Source organism: Krasilnikovia sp. MM14-A1004, from assembly GCF_047159485.1.
Classification (GTDB): Bacteria; Actinomycetota; Actinomycetes; order Mycobacteriales; family Micromonosporaceae; genus Actinoplanes.
The window spans coordinates 5,019,555-5,036,468 of record NZ_AP038773.1; the positions used below are offsets into that span (position 1 = coordinate 5,019,555).

The following is a 16,914-nucleotide window of genomic DNA, read 5'->3' on the forward strand; positions in this document are numbered from 1 at the left end:
CAAGGCGGCGACCCCCGCGCGTCCGGCGAAGCCGGTCCGGCGCGGCGCCCGCTCCTCCGTGGCGCTCAAGCTCCTCATGGCCGTGACCGGCATCCTGCTGGTGCTGTTCCTGTTCGCCCACATGGCCGGGAACCTGAAGATCTTCGTGGGCGGTGAGGCGTTCGACCACTACGCCCACTGGCTGCGCAGCATCGGTACGCCGCTGCTGCCCGAGCAGTGGTACCTGTGGATCCAGCGCACCGGGCTGACCCTCGCGGTGATCGGGCACATCGTCGCGGCGACCATCCTGGCCCGCCGGGCGCGCAAGGCCCGCCCCGTGCGCTACGCCCACCGGCCCAAGGTGCAGGGCAGCTACGCGGCCCGCACGATGCGCTGGGGCGGCGTGATCATCCTGCTCTTCGTGATCTACCACATCCTCGACCTGACCACGGGCAACCTGAACCCGGTCGGGGACTCGCAGCACCCGTACGCGAATGTGGTGGCCGACTTCGCGCCCGGCCGCTGGTACGTGACGCTCTTCTACACCCTCGCGATCGTGTCGATCGGCTTCCACCTGCGGCACGGCATCTTCAGCGCGGCACGCACCCTGGGCCAGCAGAGCGCCCGTGGTGAGCGGCGCGCCCGCGCCATCGCGCTCGTCCTGTCCGTCGTCCTGGTGGCCGGCTACCTGTCGGTGCCGTTCGCGGTCCTGACCGGATTGGTGAAGTGAGCATGGAGTTCTGGAACGAGGGCGACCCGATCGCCGACACCGCAGCCCCGGACGGCCCGATCGAGACCCGCTGGGAGCGCCGCAAGTTCTCCGCCAAGCTCGTCAACCCGGCGAACCGCCGGAAACTGACGATCATCGTGGTCGGCACCGGCCTGGCCGGCGGCTCCGCGGCCGCGACACTGGCCGAGCAGGGCTACCACGTCAAGTCCTACTGCTACCAGGACAGCCCGCGCCGCGCGCACTCGATCGCCGCGCAGGGCGGCATCAACGCCGCGAAGAACTACCGCAACGACGGCGACTCCGTCTACCGGCTGTTCTACGACACGGTCAAGGGCGGCGACTTCCGCGCCCGCGAGTCCAACGTGTACCGGCTGGCCCAGGAGTCGGTGAACATCATCGACCAGGCCGTGGCGCAGGGCGTCCCGTTCGCCCGCGAGTACGGCGGCCTGCTGGACAACCGCTCGTTCGGCGGCACCCAGGTGTCCCGGACCTTCTACGCCCGTGGCCAAACGGGTCAGCAGCTGCTGCTCGGCGCGTACCAGGCCCTGGAGCGGCAGATCAGCCTCGGCAACGTCGAGATGAACGCCCGGCACGAGATGCTCGAGCTGATCATCATCGACGGCAAGGCCCGCGGCATCGTGGTCCGGGACATGGTGACCGGTGAGATCACCACCGAGCTCGCGGACGCCGTGGTGCTGGCCTCCGGCGGGTACGGCAACGTGTTCTTCCTGTCCACCAACGCCAAGGGCTGCAACGTCACGGCGAGCTGGCGGGCGCACCGCAAGGGCGCACTGTTCGCGAACCCCTGCTACACGCAGATCCACCCGACGTGCATCCCGGAGTCCGGCAGCCACCAGAGCAAGCTCACGCTGATGAGCGAGAGCCTGCGCAACGACGGCCGGGTCTGGGTGCCCAAGCGCCGGGAGGACTGCGGCAAGGCGGCCGCCGACATCGCCGAGGACGACCGCGACTACTACCTGGAGCGGATCTACCCGTCGTTCGGCAACCTGGTGCCCCGCGACATCGCGTCGCGCGCGGCCAAGAACGTCTGCGACGAGGGCCGCGGCGTCGGTCCCGGCGGGCTCGGCGTCTACCTGGACTTCGCGGACGCGATCGCCCGGCTGGGCCGCAAGGCCGTCGAGGCCAAGTACGGCAACCTCTTCGAGATGTACCAGCGCATCACCGGCGAGGACCCGTATCTCGTTCCCATGCGGATCTACCCGGCCGTGCACTACACGATGGGCGGTCTCTGGGTCGACTACGACCTGCAGTCGACGATCCCCGGCCTGTTCGTGATCGGTGAGGCGAACTTCTCCGACCACGGCGCCAACCGGCTCGGCGCGTCCGCGCTGATGCAGGGCCTGGCGGACGGCTACTTCGTGCTGCCGAACACGATCAACAACTACCTCGCGGCCGGGCCGTTCGAGAAGGTCGACGAGGGGCACGCGGAGGTCGTGGCGGCCCGTACGCAGGTCGAGGAGCGCCTCGCCAAGCTGCTGGCCGTGAGCGGCGACCGCACTGTCGACTCGTTCCACCGCGAACTCGGCCACATCATGTGGGAGTACTGCGGCATGGAGCGCACAGAGGAGGGCCTGACCAAGGCCATCGGGCTGATCCGTGGCCTGCGCGAGGAGTTCTGGACCCGGGTCAAGGTGCCCGGCACGGGCGAGCAGCTCAACCAGAACCTGGAGAAGGCCGGCCGGGTCGCCGACTTCCTGGAGCTGGGCGAGCTGATGTGCATCGACGCGCTGCACCGCGCCGAGTCGGCCGGTGGTCACTTCCGCGCCGAGAGCCAGACGCCCGACGGCGAGGCCCTGCGCCACGACGACCAGTTCAGCTACGTCGCGGCCTGGGAGTACGGCGGCGAGACGCCGACCCTGCACAAGGAACAGCTCGAATTCGAATACGTCCACCCGAGCACGCGGAGCTACAAGTAATGGACATCCAGGTACGGGTGTGGCGCCAGCAGGGCCCCGACGACAAGGGCCGCATGGTCACGTACGACGTCAAGGACATCTCCCCGGACGCGAGCTTCCTGGAGATGCTCGACGTCCTCAACGAGAAGCTGATCCTCGACGGCGACGACCCGGTGGCGTTCGACCACGACTGCCGTGAGGGCATCTGCGGCGCGTGCAGCATGGTGATCGACGGCGTGGCGCACGGCCCGGAGAAGGCCACCACCACCTGCCAGCTGCACATGCGCCACTTCGCGGACGGCGACACGATCGACGTCGAGCCGTGGCGGGCGGCGGCGTTCCCGGTCATCAAGGACCTGGTCGTGGACCGCAGCGCCTTCGACAAGATCATCCAGGCGGGTGGCTACATCACGGCCCCGACCGGCACGGCACCGGACGCGCACGCCGCCCCCGTGCCGAAGGTCGACGCGGACGCCGCGTTCGAGGCGGCCACCTGCATCGGCTGCGGCGCCTGCGTGGCGGCCTGCCCGAACGGCTCGGCGATGCTGTTCACCGCGGCCAAGGTTGCGCACCTGGGTCTGATGCCGCAGGGGCAGCCCGAACGCGACAGCCGGGTCATCGACATGGTCGCGGCGCAGGACGAGGCGGGCTTCGGCGGCTGCACCAACGCGGGTGAGTGCACGACGGTGTGCCCGAAGGGCATCCCGCTCACCCTCATCGGCCGCCTGAACAGCGACTACCGCAAGGCGCTGCGCAAGCGCTGACCCCGCGTCGGTGTTCCACCGGAGCGCTCCGGTGGAACACCGCGGTCAGGTGGCACACCAGCCATAGCATCGGATCCATGTCCGACACCCCCGTGGGCCGCTGGGCGCCGGTCAAGGCCCGATGGCAGTGGTGCCTCGACCACTGGTGGGTGTTCGTGCTGCTGGCCCAGATCGTGCTCTTCTTTCCGCCCACCGCGATCCAGGATCTGCCGGCGGCGCTGCGGGCCGGCGCCGGCCACGGCATCACGGGCACCTTCCGGCTGGACTACTACCACTCGGGCAAGTCGGCCGGATTCTGGCGGGGCGAGTTCCGCAGCGACGACGGCCGTACGGTGCTCCACGACATCGATCTGGACGGGCTGGACGGGCACGCACCGAAGGGCAGCAGCGTGCCGGCGTTCGTCATCACGACGCGGCACTCGTTCTGGGGGCGGACGGCCTACACCGGCGCGAACGCGAACTACCTGTGGCAGCCGATCGGGGCGACGGTGTTCTGGACCGCCCTGGCCGCGGCGTGGCCCGTCCGGCTCCATGTTCTCCGGCGCCGACGGCGGCCGGTGCCACCGCCACCACCCGCCACGGCGCACCTCCCGCCCGCCGACACAGGCAACGTCCGCGCCATCAGCCTGCGGCTGCGTCAGCAGACTCTCGGGAACCAGGGCGGCTCAGCGGCCGGCGAGGCGCCCCCGTCACGCCCGCCGACCGCCGCCGGCCAGGTGGGCGAATAGCCCCGGGAAGTAAGCCCGCCGACGTCCCCGACCGTAGGGGCGATCATCCATTGCGGACAACCGAATTTGGTACGGCCGGCCTTTGCGGGCGGGTCGAACCGGCGCTGCGCCGGCTCACGGTCGTCACGCCGTGGGCGTTCGCGTCGCTACCGCAGGGCGCGGCGGACCGCCGCCGTGAGCTGGCCCAGTCCGGCGACGGCCAACAGCAGCCAGACCGCCGTGACCACGGTGAGCGCCCGCGCGTCCCAGCCGGTGCGCACCATGCCCGCGATGCCGCCGCAGAGCAGCCCGGCGATCGCCACGATCACCCGCGTGGGCCGCTCGGCCACCGTGACCGCGCCGACGTCGGGCATCCCGGCCACGGCAGCGCGGGCTCGCACGTACTCGTGCAGCCAGCTCGCGGCCAGCGCCGCGGCGACCAGCCAGCCCGGCGCCCCGGCCACCGCGAACGCGGCCAGCCAGGCCAGTTCGCCGAGGCGGTCGGCGACGGAGTCGGCCACGAAACCGAGCCGGGTGGCCCGCCCGGTCACCACGGCGACCGCGCCGTCGAGGGTGTCCGCCACCGCGGCCAGCAGCACCAGGGCGGCACCGATCAGCAGGCCGGCCGGCCCGAGCACCGCCGCCGCAGGGACGGCCGCGCACAGCAGCAGGCCGACCGCGGTGACCAGCGCCGGGGCGACGCCCAGACCGCCGAGCAGGCGCCCACCCGCGTACGCCAGGCGGATCCAGCCACGGACCACCGGGGTGGCCGCGGCCGGGTCGAAGCCGCCGTGCAGCTGCGACCAGGCCGCTGTGTACCGCTCCCAGGAGAGAGCCGCCGGGCCGGGCTCCGCAGGCCGACGCCCGGTCATGCGGCGAGGTCGGTGCCGGTCAGGCGGGCACCCGCGCGGCGAGCTGCTGCCACACCTCGCGGGTCGCCGTCGAACGGTTCAGCGTGATGAAGTGGATGCCGGGCACACCCTCGTCGAGCAGCCGGGCACACATCTGGCTGCACTGCTCGATGCCGAGCGCCCGCACGGCCGCCTCGTCGCCGGCGATCCGCTCGAAGCGGCGCAGCAGCGCGGGCGGGAACGGCGCCCCGGACAGCTGCTCCGACCGCTCGATCGTCGCCATCCTGGTGACCGGCATCACGCCGGGCAGGATGGGGGTGTCGCAGCCCGCGGCGGCGACCCGGTCCCGCAGACGCAGGTAGTCGTCGGCGTCGAAGAACATCTGGGTGATCGCGAAGTCGGCCCCGGCCCGGCACTTGCGGACGAACTGCCGGGTGTCGCTCTCGATGTCCGGCGAGCGGGGGTGCTTGTACGGGAAGGCGGCCACACCGACGCTGAAGTCCCCCGACTCGCGCAGCAGACGCACGAGATCCTCCGCGTACAGCACGCCGTCGGGGTGGCGGACCCACTCGCCCATGGGGTCGCCGGGCGGGTCGCCACGGACCGCCAGCACGTTGCGGATGCCTGCGCCGGCCAGCCGCCCGATCACGTTGCGCAGCTCGGCGACGGAGTGGTTGACGGCGGTCAGGTGCGCCATCGGCAGCAGGGTGGTCTCGGTGGCCACCCGCTCGGTCACCGCGACCGTGGTGTCCCGGGTGGTGCCGCCCGCGCCGTACGTGATCGACACGAAGCTGGGCTGCAGCGACTCCAGCTCGCGGATGGTCTGCCAGAGCAGGCGCTCGCCCTCCCGCGTCCTGGGCGGGAAGAACTCGAAGCTGAACGTGGGCGCGGACTCCCGGATGAGGTCACCGATCGCCGGTGACGCGGGCAGCCGGGACGGAAGACCGAGAGACACCCTGTGACTGTACCGGCTGGGCCCGACATGCCGGTCGACGCGTAACCGGCTAGTTTGGCCGCGTGACGTCCACCTCGCCGCTCGAACGGGCGGGCCTGCGGCCCCGCGTCGACAAGGCCCTCGCCGCGTTCCTGGCCACCCAGCGGACCCGGCTGCTCGCGATCGACCCGGCCCTGGAGGAGGTCGCCGACGCGATGGAGGCGTTCGTGCTGGGCGGCGGGAAGCGGCTGCGGCCCGCGTTCGCGTACTGGGGGTTCCGGGGCGCGGGCGGGCTCGACTCCGACCAGGTGGTCTCGGCGGTCTCCGCGCTGGAGCTGGTGCAAGCCAGTGCCCTGATCCACGACGACCTGATGGACCGCTCGGACACCCGGCGCGGGGAGCCCGCGGTGCACCGCCGCTTCGCCGCCCGGCACACCGTTCTGGGCTGGCGGGGCGGGGCCACGGCGTTCGGGGACAGCGCCGCCGTGCTCCTCGGCGACCTGGCGCTGGTCTGGTCCGACGAGCTGCTGCACGCCAGCGGCCTGGCCCTGACGGACCTGGCCCGGGCGCGCGCGGTCTTCGACGAGATGCGCACCGAGGTGACCGTCGGGCAGTACCTGGACGTGCTGACGCAGGCCACCGGCGACACGTCGGTGGAGCGGGCGGCCAAGGTGGCCCGGTACAAGTCGGCGTCGTACACGGTCGAGCGGCCGTTGCTGCTCGGTGCCGCACTGGCCGGGGCGCCGCCGGAGTTGTCGGCGGCGTACTCGGCGTTCGGGCTGGCCCTCGGCGAGGCGTTCCAGCTGCGCGACGACGTGCTGGGGGTGTTCGGGGATCCGGCGCAGACCGGCAAGCCCGCGGGCGACGACCTGCGCGAGGGCAAGCGTACGTATCTGGTGGCGGCCGCGTTCGCCGCGCTGGACGAGACGGGGCGGGCGGCGCTGGAGGCGGGGCTGGGCGACCCGGCGCTGGACGCCGCGGGGGTCGACCGGCTGCGCGGGCTGATCCGCGACAGCGGGGCGCTCACGCGCACAGAGGAACGCATCGCGACGCTCACCGAGCAGGCGCTGGCGGCACTGGCCGCCGCGGACATCGAGCCGGAAGCTCGTACGGTGCTGCGCGATCTGGCCGACGCCGCGACCCGCCGCACCGGCTGACCCCCGGGTTCAGCGGCGCGGGAACCTGCCGCCCTCACCCGCGCGCGGCGTGGGTTGGACCCCGCGGCGGCCCAGCCACACCCACACCGACAGGGTGAGCAGCACCATCGCGAAGCCGAACAGCAGGTCCTCCACGGGCGCGTACGCGATGCGCCACCCCACGATCGCCGCCGGGTCGTAGATCACGATGCGGCGGCCGGTGAGGATGCCGTTCGACAGCAGCTGGAAGACGAGCACGATCGGGTACGTCGCCCAGAAGACGACCCGCGTGACCAGCCGGGTACGCAGCCCGACCAGGTCCACCAGCAGCGCCCCGGCCACCCCCAGCAGCGCCGCCGCCGTGTACGTCATACGCCCGTCCCGCCCGGGTGCGTCATTCGTCGCCGGCCGGGCGGCGCAGTACCGCCCGGACCGCCTCGAAGCCCAGCACCGCGCAGCACGGCACCACGAGGAAGAACAGTGCCTCGTCGAGCGGCAGCCCGCCCGGCAGCACCACCCCTGTCGTCTGGGCGGGGTCGAAGCTCCAGTGCCCGGCCGCGATGGCCGCCATGTCCCACAGCGCGAACACGGCCGCCACGGGCAGCACCGTCAGCAGCAGACGGCGCCAGCGGCGCAGCACGTTGACCTTCAGCACCGGCTCCAGCCACACGGCGGCGGTCAGGCATCCGGCCAGCACCGCCACGTACGTGAGGTGTCGCACCGGTGGCTCAGAAGCCGAGCGCCTGCGCGCGGCGCTTGACCTCGCGGGCGCGGGGGCCGCCCAGGCCCCGTGCGGCGTTGCCGTCGAGTGCCTCATCGGGTTCGTAGAGCCACCGGACAGCCTCTTCGTCGTTGTACCCCGCGTCGTGCAGGAGTGTGAGGACGCCCGGGAGGTGCTTGAGCACGGTGCTGTTGGCCACCAGTTCCTCGGGCACCACCCGGATGCCGTCGCGCCGCACCGACACGAGCGCGCCGTCGCGGATCATCTGGTGCACTTTGCTGATCGAGATGTCGAGGCGCTCCGCCACGTCGGGCAGGGGCAGCCAGGCGGCGGGTCCGGTCGGCGGCCCGGCCGCCGCACCCACGGTCACTGCGGAATCGCTCACCTGCACAGCCTGCCAGAACTCGTCCGAGCCGCACCACGCGGATCCGCGGGACGCGGCACCGCGACAACCCCGGCCCGACCAGAGCCCTGCAGAGGTGGCCCGATGAACCCGTGGCGGAGAACCCGCGTCGAGCTGGCCGGTGTCTGGCGGTCGGTGGGGTACGACCTGCGCCGGTGGCTCACCCCACGCCGTCCCGGCACCGGTGGGGCGCACCGGGCGGGCGGGCCGGTCACCTCCCGCCGGATCGCGGTCGTGTCTGCGTTCGGCCTGGTGGTGGCCGCGGGTGCCGGGGGCGGATACCTGGCGCTGAGCGGCGGAGCGACGCCGTCGAGGACGCCGGCCGGGGCGCCGCCGTACCCGGTCACGGCGGACGGTCCGACCGGCGGTGGTGCGCAGGCGGGCGGGCCGGAGCCGGACGGGGCGACGGCGGCGCGCGCGGGTCTGGTGTCCGACTCCCCGCAGCCCAGCCCGACGCCCCCGATGCAGCCCGGCAGGGCGGACGGCGAAGGGGCGGGCGCCGACCCGGCGGCGCTGCGCGGCAGGTTCGACCCGCCGCGCCGGGACCGCCCGGCCCCGCCGACGCGCACGACCGGTGCACCGGGACGCCCGGCGACGATGCCGCCGCCCGCGCCGGCCCCGGTCCCGCCGCCGACGCCCAGCCCCCGTCCCAGCGGCCCCGTGAGCACGCCGCCGCCCCCGTCGTACCCGGTGACGAGTTACACCACCGCACCCCCGTCGGCGCAGCCGAGCGGATCCGCGGTCGGGGAAACACCGCCGATTGGGAAACCACCGCGGCCCCACCGCCCGCACCGCTGACCCGGAGGTCCGGGGCACACTGCCCGACGCGCCGTCGTCCGGGCGATCTGATCCTATTTAGCCGTATACGCCCAGGTACGGGCGTGTGGGCGTACCTGTTCGGCCCCAGCTGTGCCATGCTGAGCTGCCGTCACCCGAAGGGCACATACACTTCACGCCGATGGACACCACAGTCGCCGACACATTGATCGGCACGACGATCGACGGGCGCTACCGGATCACCGGTCGGGTCGCCCGTGGCGGCATGGCGACCGTGTACACCGCGACGGACGAGCGCCTCGAACGCACCGTCGCCCTCAAGATCATCCATCCGTCGCAGGCGACCAATGTTCATTTCGTCGACCGGTTCACCGACGAGGCCAAGACGATCGCGCGGCTCACCCACCCCAACGTCGTGGCTGTCTACGACCAGGGCCGCCACCAGGGCCTGCCGTACCTGGTGATGGAGTACGTGCAGGGCCGCACCCTGCGCGACCTGCTCACCCAGCGGCGCCGGCTCAACCCGGTGGAGGCCTGCGCGATCCTGGAGCAGATGCTCGCCGCGATCGCCGCCGCGCACCGCGCCGGCCTGGTGCACCGCGACGTCAAACCGGAGAACGTGCTCGTCGCGGAGGCACCCTCCGGCGGCATCGCCAACCTGGTCGACAGCGTGGTGAAGGTCGCCGACTTCGGGCTGGCCCGCGCGGTCGAGGCCAGCGCGTCCGACGACTCGGGCCAGCTCATGGCCACCGTCGCGTACGTGGCACCGGAGCTGGTCACCGACGGGCACGCCGACGCCCGTACCGATGTCTATTCGGCGGGCATCGTGCTGTTCGAGATGCTCACCGGGCGGGTGCCGTTCGACGGCGCCGAGCCCGTCGAGGTGGCCTGGCAGCACGTGGACAACGACGTGCCCGCCCCGTCGAGCGTCGTCAAGGGCCTGCCCGCCACGCTGGACGACCTGGTCAGCCGGGCCACCCGCCGCGATCCGGGCGCCCGCCCCACGGACGCCGGCGCGCTGCTGGCCGAGGTCCAGGTGGTCCGCGACGAACTCGGGGCCGCGAACGTCGAGACAGCCCTGCTGCGTCAGGTCCCGGCCCGGCCCCTGCAGGCCGACGCCACCGCCCTGGTCCCCGCGATCACCACGGCCATGCCCGCGGTGCAGGACCGCCCGGCCTGGGCGCGCCTGCCCCAGTCGACCGCCCGGGCCCCGCGCCGCGGCGCCACCGCTCCGCAGAATTTCGGCCCGTCCCGTCCCGGACTCTTCGGGGACCGCCGCCGGATCGCGCTCATGGCGGCCGTGGCGCTGATGGTGTTCACGGTGCTGGGCAGCACCTGGTGGGTCACCCTGGGCCGGTACGTCGAGGCACCGCAGCTGGTCAACATGACCAGGGCGCAGGCCGAGGCGAGCGCCCGGGAGGAGGGCCTGACCCTGACCTACGGCGACGGGAAGTTCAGCGAGACGGTGGGCAAGGACGTGGTGCTCACCCAGAACCCGGCCGCCACCGAGCGCGTGATCCGGGGCGGCGAGATCACCCTGACGCTGTCGCTGGGCCCGGAGCGCTACCCCGTACCCGATGTGATCGGCACGGAGCTGTCCGCCGCGCGCGGCGAGATCGAGGCGGCGAAGCTCAAGGTCAAGGAGGACGACGGCGCGTTCAGCGACACCGTCCCGGAAGGGGCGGTGGTCGCCACGGACCCCAAGGCGGGCAGGTTGCTCAAGCCGGGTGACACCGTGACGGTCACGGTCAGCAAGGGCCTCGCCCCGATCCCCGTACCGAACGTAGTGGGCAAGAACATCAACGACGCCCGGACCCAATTGCAGACCCTCGGGCTGACGGTGGTGGAGGAGTACAAGGACAGCAACGAGCCCGCGGACCAGGTCATCGGCCAGTCCCTGAAGGCCGGCACGCGCGCGGGGAAGGACGACGAGATCAAGCTCGACGTCAGCAAGGGTCCCGCGCTGGTCATCGTGCCCAGGGTCGTCGACCTGCCCTGCCCGCAGGCACAGCAGCAACTGCAGGGCGCCGGTCTGCGGGCGAACGTGCAGGGCCTCAACCCCAACGGCACCGCCCGCTTCCAGAACCCGCCCGAGAACACCCAGGTCCCATCGCAGACCGAAGTCGTGATCCAGTGCTTCTGAGGATCGGTTCGCACACCAAGTCCTCGGGCGGCCTGGCCAAGGCCGCCCTGCCGTACGCCGACGCGGCCGCCTCCGAGGTGGTGCAGGTCTACGTGTCCAACTCCCGCGGCTGGGCGCTGCCGCCCGGCGACCCGGCGCAGGACGCGCTGTTCCGCGACGGCTGCGGCGAGCGCGGGCTGCCCGCGTACATCCACGCGTCGCTGCTGGTGAACCTGGGCTCCCCCACCGAGCTGACCGTGGAGCGCTCGGTGCAGACGCTGGAACACGCGCTGCTGCGCGGCCAGGCGATCGGCGCGACCGCGGTGGTCTTCCACGCGGGCAGCTCGGTCGACCCCGCGCACGACGACAAGGCCCTGCACCAGGTCCGCGAGACCCTGCTCCCGCTGCTCGACCGGGCCGCGACCGAGGGCCTGCCCCGGCTGCTGGTGGAGCCGAGCGCCGGCGGCGGCCGCAGCCTCGCGTCGAAGATGGGCGACCTCGGCCCGTACCTGGCCGCGGTGGAGAGCCACCCCTGGATGGGCGTGTGTTTCGACACCTGCCACGCCTGGGCGGCCGGGCACGACCTGGCCACCCCGGGCGGGATGACCGCCACGCTGGACGAGCTGGTCGCCACGGTCGGGCCGGGGCGGCTGCAACTGGTGCACGCCAACGATTCCAAGGACGACTGCGGCTCCAGCCGGGACCGGCACGAGACGATCGGCGAGGGCCGGATCGGCGCGGCCGCGTTCGCGGAACTGCTGGCCCATCCGGCGGCCGCGGGCGTACCCGTGGTCGTGGAGACCCCGACCGTCGGCCACGCCGGGCATGCGGCCGACATCGCCCTGCTCAAGAGCCTGCGCCCCGAGCACGCGTAGGCGTGCTCAGCGGGCGCGCAGCAGGCCGGTCAGGACCTCGATCGCCCGGTCGAGGGCCGCGTCGTCGACGTCGAGGTGGGTGACCAGCCGGGCTCTGCGCGGCAGCATCGCCGCCATCAGCACACCCTGCTCGGCCGCCGCGGCGGCCAGCGCGGGCGCGTCCAGCGCGGCCTTCGTGAGATCCAGCGGCACCAGATTGGTACGCACGGCAGCCGGGTCCACCACCCCGAGCGGCTCCAGCGCCACCGCCAGCCGGTGCGCCCGGGCGTGGTCCTCGGCCAGCCGCGTGATGTGGTGACGCACCGCGTGCAGCCCGGCGGCGGCGAGGATGCCGACCTGGCGCATCCCGCCACCCATCCGCTTGCGGACGACCCGGGCCTGCGCGATCCGTTCGGCGCTGCCGACGACCAGCGAGCCGACCGGCGCACCGAGCCCCTTGGACAGACAGACCGACAGCGTGTCGAACAGGGACCCGTACTCGTCGAGGGGCACCCCGTCCGCGACGTGCGCGTGCCAGATCCGGGCGCCGTCGCAGTGCACGGCGATCCCCGCCTCGTCCGCGGCGGCGCGCAGCCCGCGCAGGGCGTCCACACTGACCACGCCCCCGCCGCCGAGGTTGTGGGTCTGCTCGACCGCGATGGCCGACGTCGGCAGCGACGGGAAACCCTTGGGCCGGATCATCTCGGCGATGCGTGCGACGTCCAGCTCGGCGCCGACCGCGGGCCAGGTACGGGTGGAGATGCCGCCGAGCACCGCGGCCCCGCCCAGCTCGTACGTGACGACGTGCCCGTCCCCGCCGGTCAGCAGTTCCCCGCCGCGCGGCACGACCAGTTGCAGCGCGATCTGGTTGGTCATCGTGCCGGACGGCGCGAACAGCGCGGCCTCGTGCCCGAACAGCGCCGCGACCTCGGCTTCGAGCGCGACGACCGTGGGGTCGTCACCGAAGACGTCGTCGCCGACCTCGGCCGCCGCCATCGCCGCGCGCATCGCGGGCGTCGGCCGGGTGACCGTGTCGGAACGCAGGTCCACGACCGGCCCACCGCCCGCGGTGCGGGGCAGCTCAACCACGCAGCATCTCCGCCACCAGGAACGCCAGTTCGAGCGACTGCTGGGTGTTGAGCCGGGGGTCGCAGGCGGTCTCGTACCGGTCCGGCAGGTCCAGGTCCTCGATGCCCTGCGCGCCGCCGAGGCATTCGGTGACGTCCTCGCCGGTCAGTTCGACGTGGATGCCGCCCGGGTGGGTGCCCAGCCCGCGGTGCACCTCGAAGTAGCCGAGCACCTCGTCGACGATCCGGTCGAAGTGGCGGGTCTTGTAGCCGTTGCTGGACTCGTGGGTGTTGCCGTGCATGGGGTCGCACTGCCACACGACCTTGGCGCCCGTCGAGGTGACCTTCTCGACGATCGGGGGCAGCGCGTCGCGGACCTTGCCGTTGCCCATCCGGCTGATCAGGGTGAGGCGGCCTGGCACGTTGTCCGGGTTGAGCTTCTCGCACAGCTCGATCGCGGTCTCGGCGGAGGTGCCGGGGCCGAGCTTGACGCCGATCGGGTTGGCGATGCGGCTGATGAAGTCGATGTGCGCGTGGTCGAGCTGCCGGGTCCGCTCACCCACCCACAGGAAATGACCGCTCAATCCGTACGCCCGGCCGCCGGAGACGCGGGTGAGTGCCCGGTCGTACTCCAGGGCGAGGGCCTCGTGCGAGCAGTACAGGCTGACCGTTCGCAATGCCTCGTTCTCTGTCATGCCGCAGGCGCGGATGAAGTCGAGGGCCCGGTCGATCTCGCGGGCGATCGCCTCGTACCGTTCGCCCGCCGGGGAGGCGCGCACGAAGTCCTTGTTCCAGTCGTGCAGCCCGTGCAGGTCGGCCAGCCCGCCGGAGAGGTACGCGCGGAGCATGTTCATGGCCGCGGCCGAGTTCGCGTACGCGCGGATCATGCGCTGCGGGTCGGCGACCCGCGCCCCCTCGGAGGCGTCTAGCGAGTTGATCAGATCGCCCCGGTACGCGGGCAGGCCGAGCGCGTCGGTCGGCGCGGAGCGGGGCTTCGTGTACTGCCCGGCGACCCGGGCCACCTTGACCACGGGCATCGACGCCCCATAGGTCAGCACGACCGCCATCTGCAGCAGCGTGCGGGCGTTGGCCAGCAGGTGGCTCTCGGTGTTGTCGGCGAACGTCTCGGCGCAGTCGCCGCCCTGCAGCAGGAACGCCCGTCCCTCGCACACGTCGGCGAGCTTGGCGCGCAGCTGGTCGACCTCGTAGGGGGCGACGATCGAGGGCACGTTGTCGAGGACCTTGCAGACCTCGGCGACCTCGGCGGAGTCCGGCCAGGGCGGCATCTGCACCCGGGGCAGCCCGCGCCACCGGTCGAGGCCGAGGGCCTCGTCCTCGGCGGAGTCGGTGGACGGGCGGGACGTCTGCAGGGCCGGGTTGCCCACCCCCGGATGACTGAGCTGATGCCACTCACGGCGCATGCCAGCAGCGTACGGCGGGGACGAAAGTGGGGCGCCGGGAGGTTCCCGACGCCCCACTATCCAGGACCGCAGGCTCAGCCGAGGCCGTTGCGCATCGCGGAGATCAGCTCACCGTTGCTGGTGTCGCCGGAGAACTCCCAGAAGAACGCACCGCCGAGACCCTGCTGCTTGACGTAGTCCATCTTGCCGCCGACGGTCTGCGGGGTGTCGTAGCCCCACCAGTTGCTGCCGCACTTGGCGTACGCGGTGCCGCCGACGGTGCCGGTGGCCGGGCAGGAGCCCTTGAGCACCTTGTAGTCCTCGATGCCCGCCTCATACGTGCCGGGGGCCGCGCCGGTCGCCGTGCCGCCCGGGGCGGTCTGGGTGACGCCGGTCCAGCCTCGGCCGTAGAAGCCGATGCCGAGCAGCATCTTGCTGGACGGCACGCCCTTGCTCTTCAGCTTCTGGATCGCCGCGTCGGACCAGAAGCCCTGCTGCGGGATGCCGGCGTACGAGGTGAGCGGCGAGTGCGGTGCGGTCGGGCCCTGCGGGCTGAACGCGCCGAAGTAGTCGTAGGTCATCGGGAAGACCAGGTTCAGCTTGTCGATGCCCGACTTGTAGTCGGCCGCGTCGAGCTTGCCGCCGTTGCTGCCGTCCGCCGAGATCGCCGAGGTGATCAGGAAATTGTTGCCGAACTTGTTGCGCAGCGCGCTGATCACCTTGTCGTAGGAGGCCGGGCCGCTGGCGTCGCAGGACAGGCCGCAGGCGTTCGGGTACTCCCAGTCGATGTCGATGCCGTCGAAGACGTCGGCCCAGCGGGAGTCCTTGATCAGGTTGTAGCAGGAGTCGGCGAAGCCGGTCGGGTTCGCCGCGGCCTGGGTGAAGCCGCCGGACCAGGTCCAGCCGCCGAACGACCAGATCACCTTGATGTTCGGGTACAGCTTCTTGAGCCGGCGCAGCTGGCCGAAGTTGCCGCGCAGTGCGCCCGCGTCCCAGGTGTCGGCCACCCCGTCGACGCTGTCCGCCGCGGTGTACGCCTTGTCGTAGTCGGCATACGAGTCACCGATGGAGCACTGGCCGCCGGTGGTGTTGCCGAACGCGTACAGGATGTGGGTCAGCTTCGAGGCGGAGCCGCTGGTCACGATGTTCTTGACGTGGTAGTTGCGGCCGTAGATGCCCCACTCGGCGAAGTAGCCGACGAGGTTCTTGCCGCTCGGCGGGTTCGTCGTCGGCGCCGTGGTGGGGGTGGTGGTCGGCGGGGTCGTGGTGGGCTCGGTCGTGGGCGGCGTGGTCGGCGGCGTGCCGCCGTCGCAGGCACCGTTGTCGATCCAGACGTCCCACTGGCCGCTGTGCGTGGCCGGGCTCTCGTTCTGCGTCCACCACTTCGCTGTGTAGTTATGGCCGTTCTGGGAGGCGCTGTTGTCCTTGACGTAGACCTGCGTGGGGGCCCACGCCGAGGCGCAGGCGGTGGCGGCGGACGCCTGGACGACGGGGACTCCGACGACGGCGGCCGTGGTGATAGCGGCGGCCAGGATGGCGCGGCGGGCGGATCGCTTCACGGCGTCTCCAGAAATAATTAGGAAACTTTCCAAAAGGATGTGAAGAGACCGTAGTCACATCGATGAAGTTGCGTCAAGATGTGACTGCGGGATTAACCGGCTCCATAACTTTCCGGGAGTCGGCGCGACGGCGTGCCAGCGATCCACCACGGCGCGTAGTCTGCGCTCATGACCAACTTCGACGTCGTCACCGTGGACGCCATCGGTACAACGGCCGATGTGGACCGCTACCGATGACCATCCACGTGATCGGCGTCGACGCGTACGCCCTCGGCTGGGTCGGTGTCGAGCTGCGCGACGGCACGTTCGGCCGCGCCATGCTGGCCTCGACGCTGTACGAGATCGTGGCGGGCAGCTCCGGCGCGGCCGTGATCGGTGTCGACGTACCCCTGGGCATGCTGCCGGACCGCTGGCGGGCCGCCGACGCCGTGGCGGCCGACCAGCTGGGGCCGCGCCGCAGCAGCGTCTTCCGGGTGCCGCCGCGCCCGGTGTGGCAGGAGCCCGACTTCGCCGCCGCCAACCGGGTCTGCAAACAGCTCACCGGCACCGGCATCAGCCGCCAGTCGTGGGCGCTGCGCCCGAAACTGCTGGAGGCGAACGCCATCTGGGAGCGGCATCCCGGGCTGCTGTTCGAGGCGCACCCAGAGGTGTCGTTCCGCACGATGGCCGACGCCCCGCTGCAGTACGCGAAGAAGACCTGGACCGGCCAGGCCCAGCGCCGCGAACTGCTGGCCAAGCAGGGCATCGTGCTGCCGGACAACCTCGGCCCCGCCGGTCAGGCCCCGCCCGACGACATCCTCGACGCGGCCGCCGTGGCCTGGACCGCCCACCGCATGGCCACCAACGCCGCCCACAGCCACCCCGACCCGCCCGAGGAAGCAGACGGCGCCAAGATCGCCATCTGGTACTGAGGGAACGTGACACCCCCCCCGCGATCGCCGCCGGTGAGTTGTGGCCGATTCCCGGTGCCTGCGATCTGTGCAGGTGCCGGGAA

Annotated in this window: 17 protein-coding genes; 9 read left to right on the top strand and 8 right to left on the bottom strand. The window is 72.1% G+C overall.

Going from position 1 to position 16,914, the window contains the following annotated elements; genetic code table 11:
- Window positions 1–58 precede the first annotated feature (58 nt).
- The 4 genes from ACMCNN_RS21350 to ACMCNN_RS21365 all read left to right on the top strand — a co-directional run bounded on the left by ACMCNN_RS21350 (window position 59) and on the right by ACMCNN_RS21365 (window position 4,117).
- A complete protein-coding gene (locus ACMCNN_RS21350; RefSeq protein ID WP_412747237.1) occupies window positions 59–709 on the top strand; it encodes a succinate dehydrogenase cytochrome b subunit in 651 nt (216 codons plus the stop codon).
- Between the two features lie 2 nt (window positions 710–711).
- Window positions 712–2,646: a fumarate reductase/succinate dehydrogenase flavoprotein subunit gene (locus tag ACMCNN_RS21355; RefSeq protein ID WP_412742286.1), complete on the top strand. Its 1,935-nt coding sequence runs from the start codon at window positions 712–714 to the stop codon at window positions 2,644–2,646.
- Entirely contained in the window at window positions 2,646–3,389 is a 744-nt protein-coding gene (locus ACMCNN_RS21360) for a succinate dehydrogenase/fumarate reductase iron-sulfur subunit (protein WP_412742287.1), read from the top strand. The genes ACMCNN_RS21355 and ACMCNN_RS21360 overlap by 1 nt, the downstream gene beginning before the upstream one ends.
- Before the next feature lie 77 nt (window positions 3,390–3,466).
- Window positions 3,467–4,117 (top strand): hypothetical protein, encoded by a 651-nt coding sequence (locus ACMCNN_RS21365; RefSeq protein WP_412742288.1) that lies wholly within the window; start codon window positions 3,467–3,469, stop codon window positions 4,115–4,117.
- A gap of 146 nt (window positions 4,118–4,263) precedes the next feature.
- Here the strand turns inward: ACMCNN_RS21365 and ACMCNN_RS21370 are convergent, their stop codons facing one another.
- Together ACMCNN_RS21370 and metF are read right to left on the bottom strand one after the other, a co-directional pair.
- Complete coding sequence (locus tag ACMCNN_RS21370; protein ID WP_412742289.1) at window positions 4,264–4,968, bottom strand: CDP-alcohol phosphatidyltransferase family protein; 705 nt, start codon at window positions 4,966–4,968, stop codon at window positions 4,264–4,266.
- 19 nt (window positions 4,969–4,987) lie between these two features.
- The gene (metF, locus tag ACMCNN_RS21375) at window positions 4,988–5,902 is read right to left on the bottom strand and encodes a methylenetetrahydrofolate reductase [NAD(P)H] (RefSeq protein WP_412742290.1); all 915 of its coding nucleotides are present in this window, start codon (window positions 5,900–5,902) and stop codon (window positions 4,988–4,990) included.
- A gap of 62 nt (window positions 5,903–5,964) precedes the next feature.
- Here metF and ACMCNN_RS21380 point away from each other — a divergent pair, with 62 nt between their 5' ends.
- Window positions 5,965–7,038 carry a polyprenyl synthetase family protein gene (locus tag ACMCNN_RS21380; RefSeq protein ID WP_412742291.1) on the top strand — a complete coding sequence of 358 codons (1,074 nt, stop codon included), beginning with the start codon at window positions 5,965–5,967 and terminating at the stop codon, window positions 7,036–7,038.
- A gap of 9 nt (window positions 7,039–7,047) precedes the next feature.
- On the opposite strand, the gene ACMCNN_RS21385 is transcribed toward ACMCNN_RS21380, so the two are convergent.
- Genes ACMCNN_RS21385 through ACMCNN_RS21395 form a run of 3 tightly spaced genes read right to left on the bottom strand, consistent with a single transcriptional unit; the run spans window position 7,048 to window position 8,123 of the window.
- Window positions 7,048–7,389, bottom strand: a complete 342-nt coding sequence (locus ACMCNN_RS21385; RefSeq protein ID WP_412742292.1) for a lycopene cyclase domain-containing protein — start codon at window positions 7,387–7,389, stop codon at window positions 7,048–7,050.
- A 22-nt stretch (window positions 7,390–7,411) separates the two neighbouring features.
- Complete coding sequence (locus tag ACMCNN_RS21390) at window positions 7,412–7,738, bottom strand: lycopene cyclase domain-containing protein (protein WP_412742293.1); 327 nt, start codon at window positions 7,736–7,738, stop codon at window positions 7,412–7,414.
- A 7-nt stretch (window positions 7,739–7,745) separates the two neighbouring features.
- Window positions 7,746–8,123, bottom strand: a complete 378-nt coding sequence (locus ACMCNN_RS21395) for an Rv2175c family DNA-binding protein (RefSeq protein ID WP_412742294.1) — start codon at window positions 8,121–8,123, stop codon at window positions 7,746–7,748.
- Between the two features lie 102 nt (window positions 8,124–8,225).
- Between ACMCNN_RS21395 and ACMCNN_RS21400 the strand changes: the two genes are divergently transcribed.
- The 3 genes from ACMCNN_RS21400 to ACMCNN_RS21410 all read left to right on the top strand — a co-directional run bounded on the left by ACMCNN_RS21400 (window position 8,226) and on the right by ACMCNN_RS21410 (window position 11,915).
- Complete coding sequence (locus tag ACMCNN_RS21400) at window positions 8,226–8,939, top strand: hypothetical protein (RefSeq protein WP_412742295.1); 714 nt, start codon at window positions 8,226–8,228, stop codon at window positions 8,937–8,939.
- 160 nt (window positions 8,940–9,099) lie between these two features.
- Window positions 9,100–11,061 (top strand): Stk1 family PASTA domain-containing Ser/Thr kinase, encoded by a 1,962-nt coding sequence (pknB, locus tag ACMCNN_RS21405; protein ID WP_412742296.1) that lies wholly within the window; start codon window positions 9,100–9,102, stop codon window positions 11,059–11,061.
- Entirely contained in the window at window positions 11,052–11,915 is an 864-nt protein-coding gene (locus ACMCNN_RS21410; RefSeq protein WP_412742297.1) for a deoxyribonuclease IV, read from the top strand. Before pknB ends, ACMCNN_RS21410 begins: the two co-directional genes overlap by 10 nt.
- 6 nt (window positions 11,916–11,921) lie before the next feature.
- On the opposite strand, the gene ACMCNN_RS21415 is transcribed toward ACMCNN_RS21410, so the two are convergent.
- From ACMCNN_RS21415 to ACMCNN_RS21425, 3 genes are all read right to left on the bottom strand, one after another.
- Complete coding sequence (locus tag ACMCNN_RS21415; RefSeq protein WP_412742298.1) at window positions 11,922–12,983, bottom strand: threonine aldolase family protein; 1,062 nt, start codon at window positions 12,981–12,983, stop codon at window positions 11,922–11,924.
- Entirely contained in the window at window positions 12,976–14,382 is a 1,407-nt protein-coding gene (locus ACMCNN_RS21420; protein WP_412742299.1) for a class II 3-deoxy-7-phosphoheptulonate synthase, read from the bottom strand. The genes ACMCNN_RS21415 and ACMCNN_RS21420 overlap by 8 nt, the downstream gene beginning before the upstream one ends.
- A 74-nt stretch (window positions 14,383–14,456) precedes the next feature.
- Window positions 14,457–15,920 (bottom strand): glycosyl hydrolase family 18 protein, encoded by a 1,464-nt coding sequence (locus ACMCNN_RS21425; RefSeq protein ID WP_412742300.1) that lies wholly within the window; start codon window positions 15,918–15,920, stop codon window positions 14,457–14,459.
- A 233-nt stretch (window positions 15,921–16,153) separates the two neighbouring features.
- Here ACMCNN_RS21425 and ACMCNN_RS21430 point away from each other — a divergent pair, with 233 nt between their 5' ends.
- On the top strand, window positions 16,154–16,831 hold the full coding sequence (locus ACMCNN_RS21430) for a DUF429 domain-containing protein (RefSeq protein WP_412742301.1): 678 nt from the start codon (window positions 16,154–16,156) through the stop codon (window positions 16,829–16,831).
- Window positions 16,832–16,914 lie beyond the last annotated feature (83 nt).

Coding starts and splice junctions, on each gene's coding strand:
- ACMCNN_RS21355 (WP_412742286.1), top strand. CDS start 712: ATGGAGTTCTGGAACGAGGGCGACCCGATCGCCGACACCGCAGCCCCG.
- ACMCNN_RS21360 (WP_412742287.1), top strand. CDS start 2,646: ATGGACATCCAGGTACGGGTGTGGCGCCAGCAGGGCCCCGACGACAAG.
- ACMCNN_RS21365 (WP_412742288.1), top strand. CDS start 3,467: ATGTCCGACACCCCCGTGGGCCGCTGGGCGCCGGTCAAGGCCCGATGG.
- ACMCNN_RS21370 (WP_412742289.1), bottom strand. CDS start 4,968: ATGACCGGGCGTCGGCCTGCGGAGCCCGGCCCGGCGGCTCTCTCCTGG.
- ACMCNN_RS21385 (WP_412742292.1), bottom strand. CDS start 7,389: ATGACGTACACGGCGGCGGCGCTGCTGGGGGTGGCCGGGGCGCTGCTG.
- ACMCNN_RS21400 (WP_412742295.1), top strand. CDS start 8,226: ATGAACCCGTGGCGGAGAACCCGCGTCGAGCTGGCCGGTGTCTGGCGG.
- pknB (WP_412742296.1), top strand. CDS start 9,100: ATGGACACCACAGTCGCCGACACATTGATCGGCACGACGATCGACGGG.
- ACMCNN_RS21420 (WP_412742299.1), bottom strand. CDS start 14,382: ATGCGCCGTGAGTGGCATCAGCTCAGTCATCCGGGGGTGGGCAACCCG.
- ACMCNN_RS21430 (WP_412742301.1), top strand. CDS start 16,154: ATGACCATCCACGTGATCGGCGTCGACGCGTACGCCCTCGGCTGGGTC.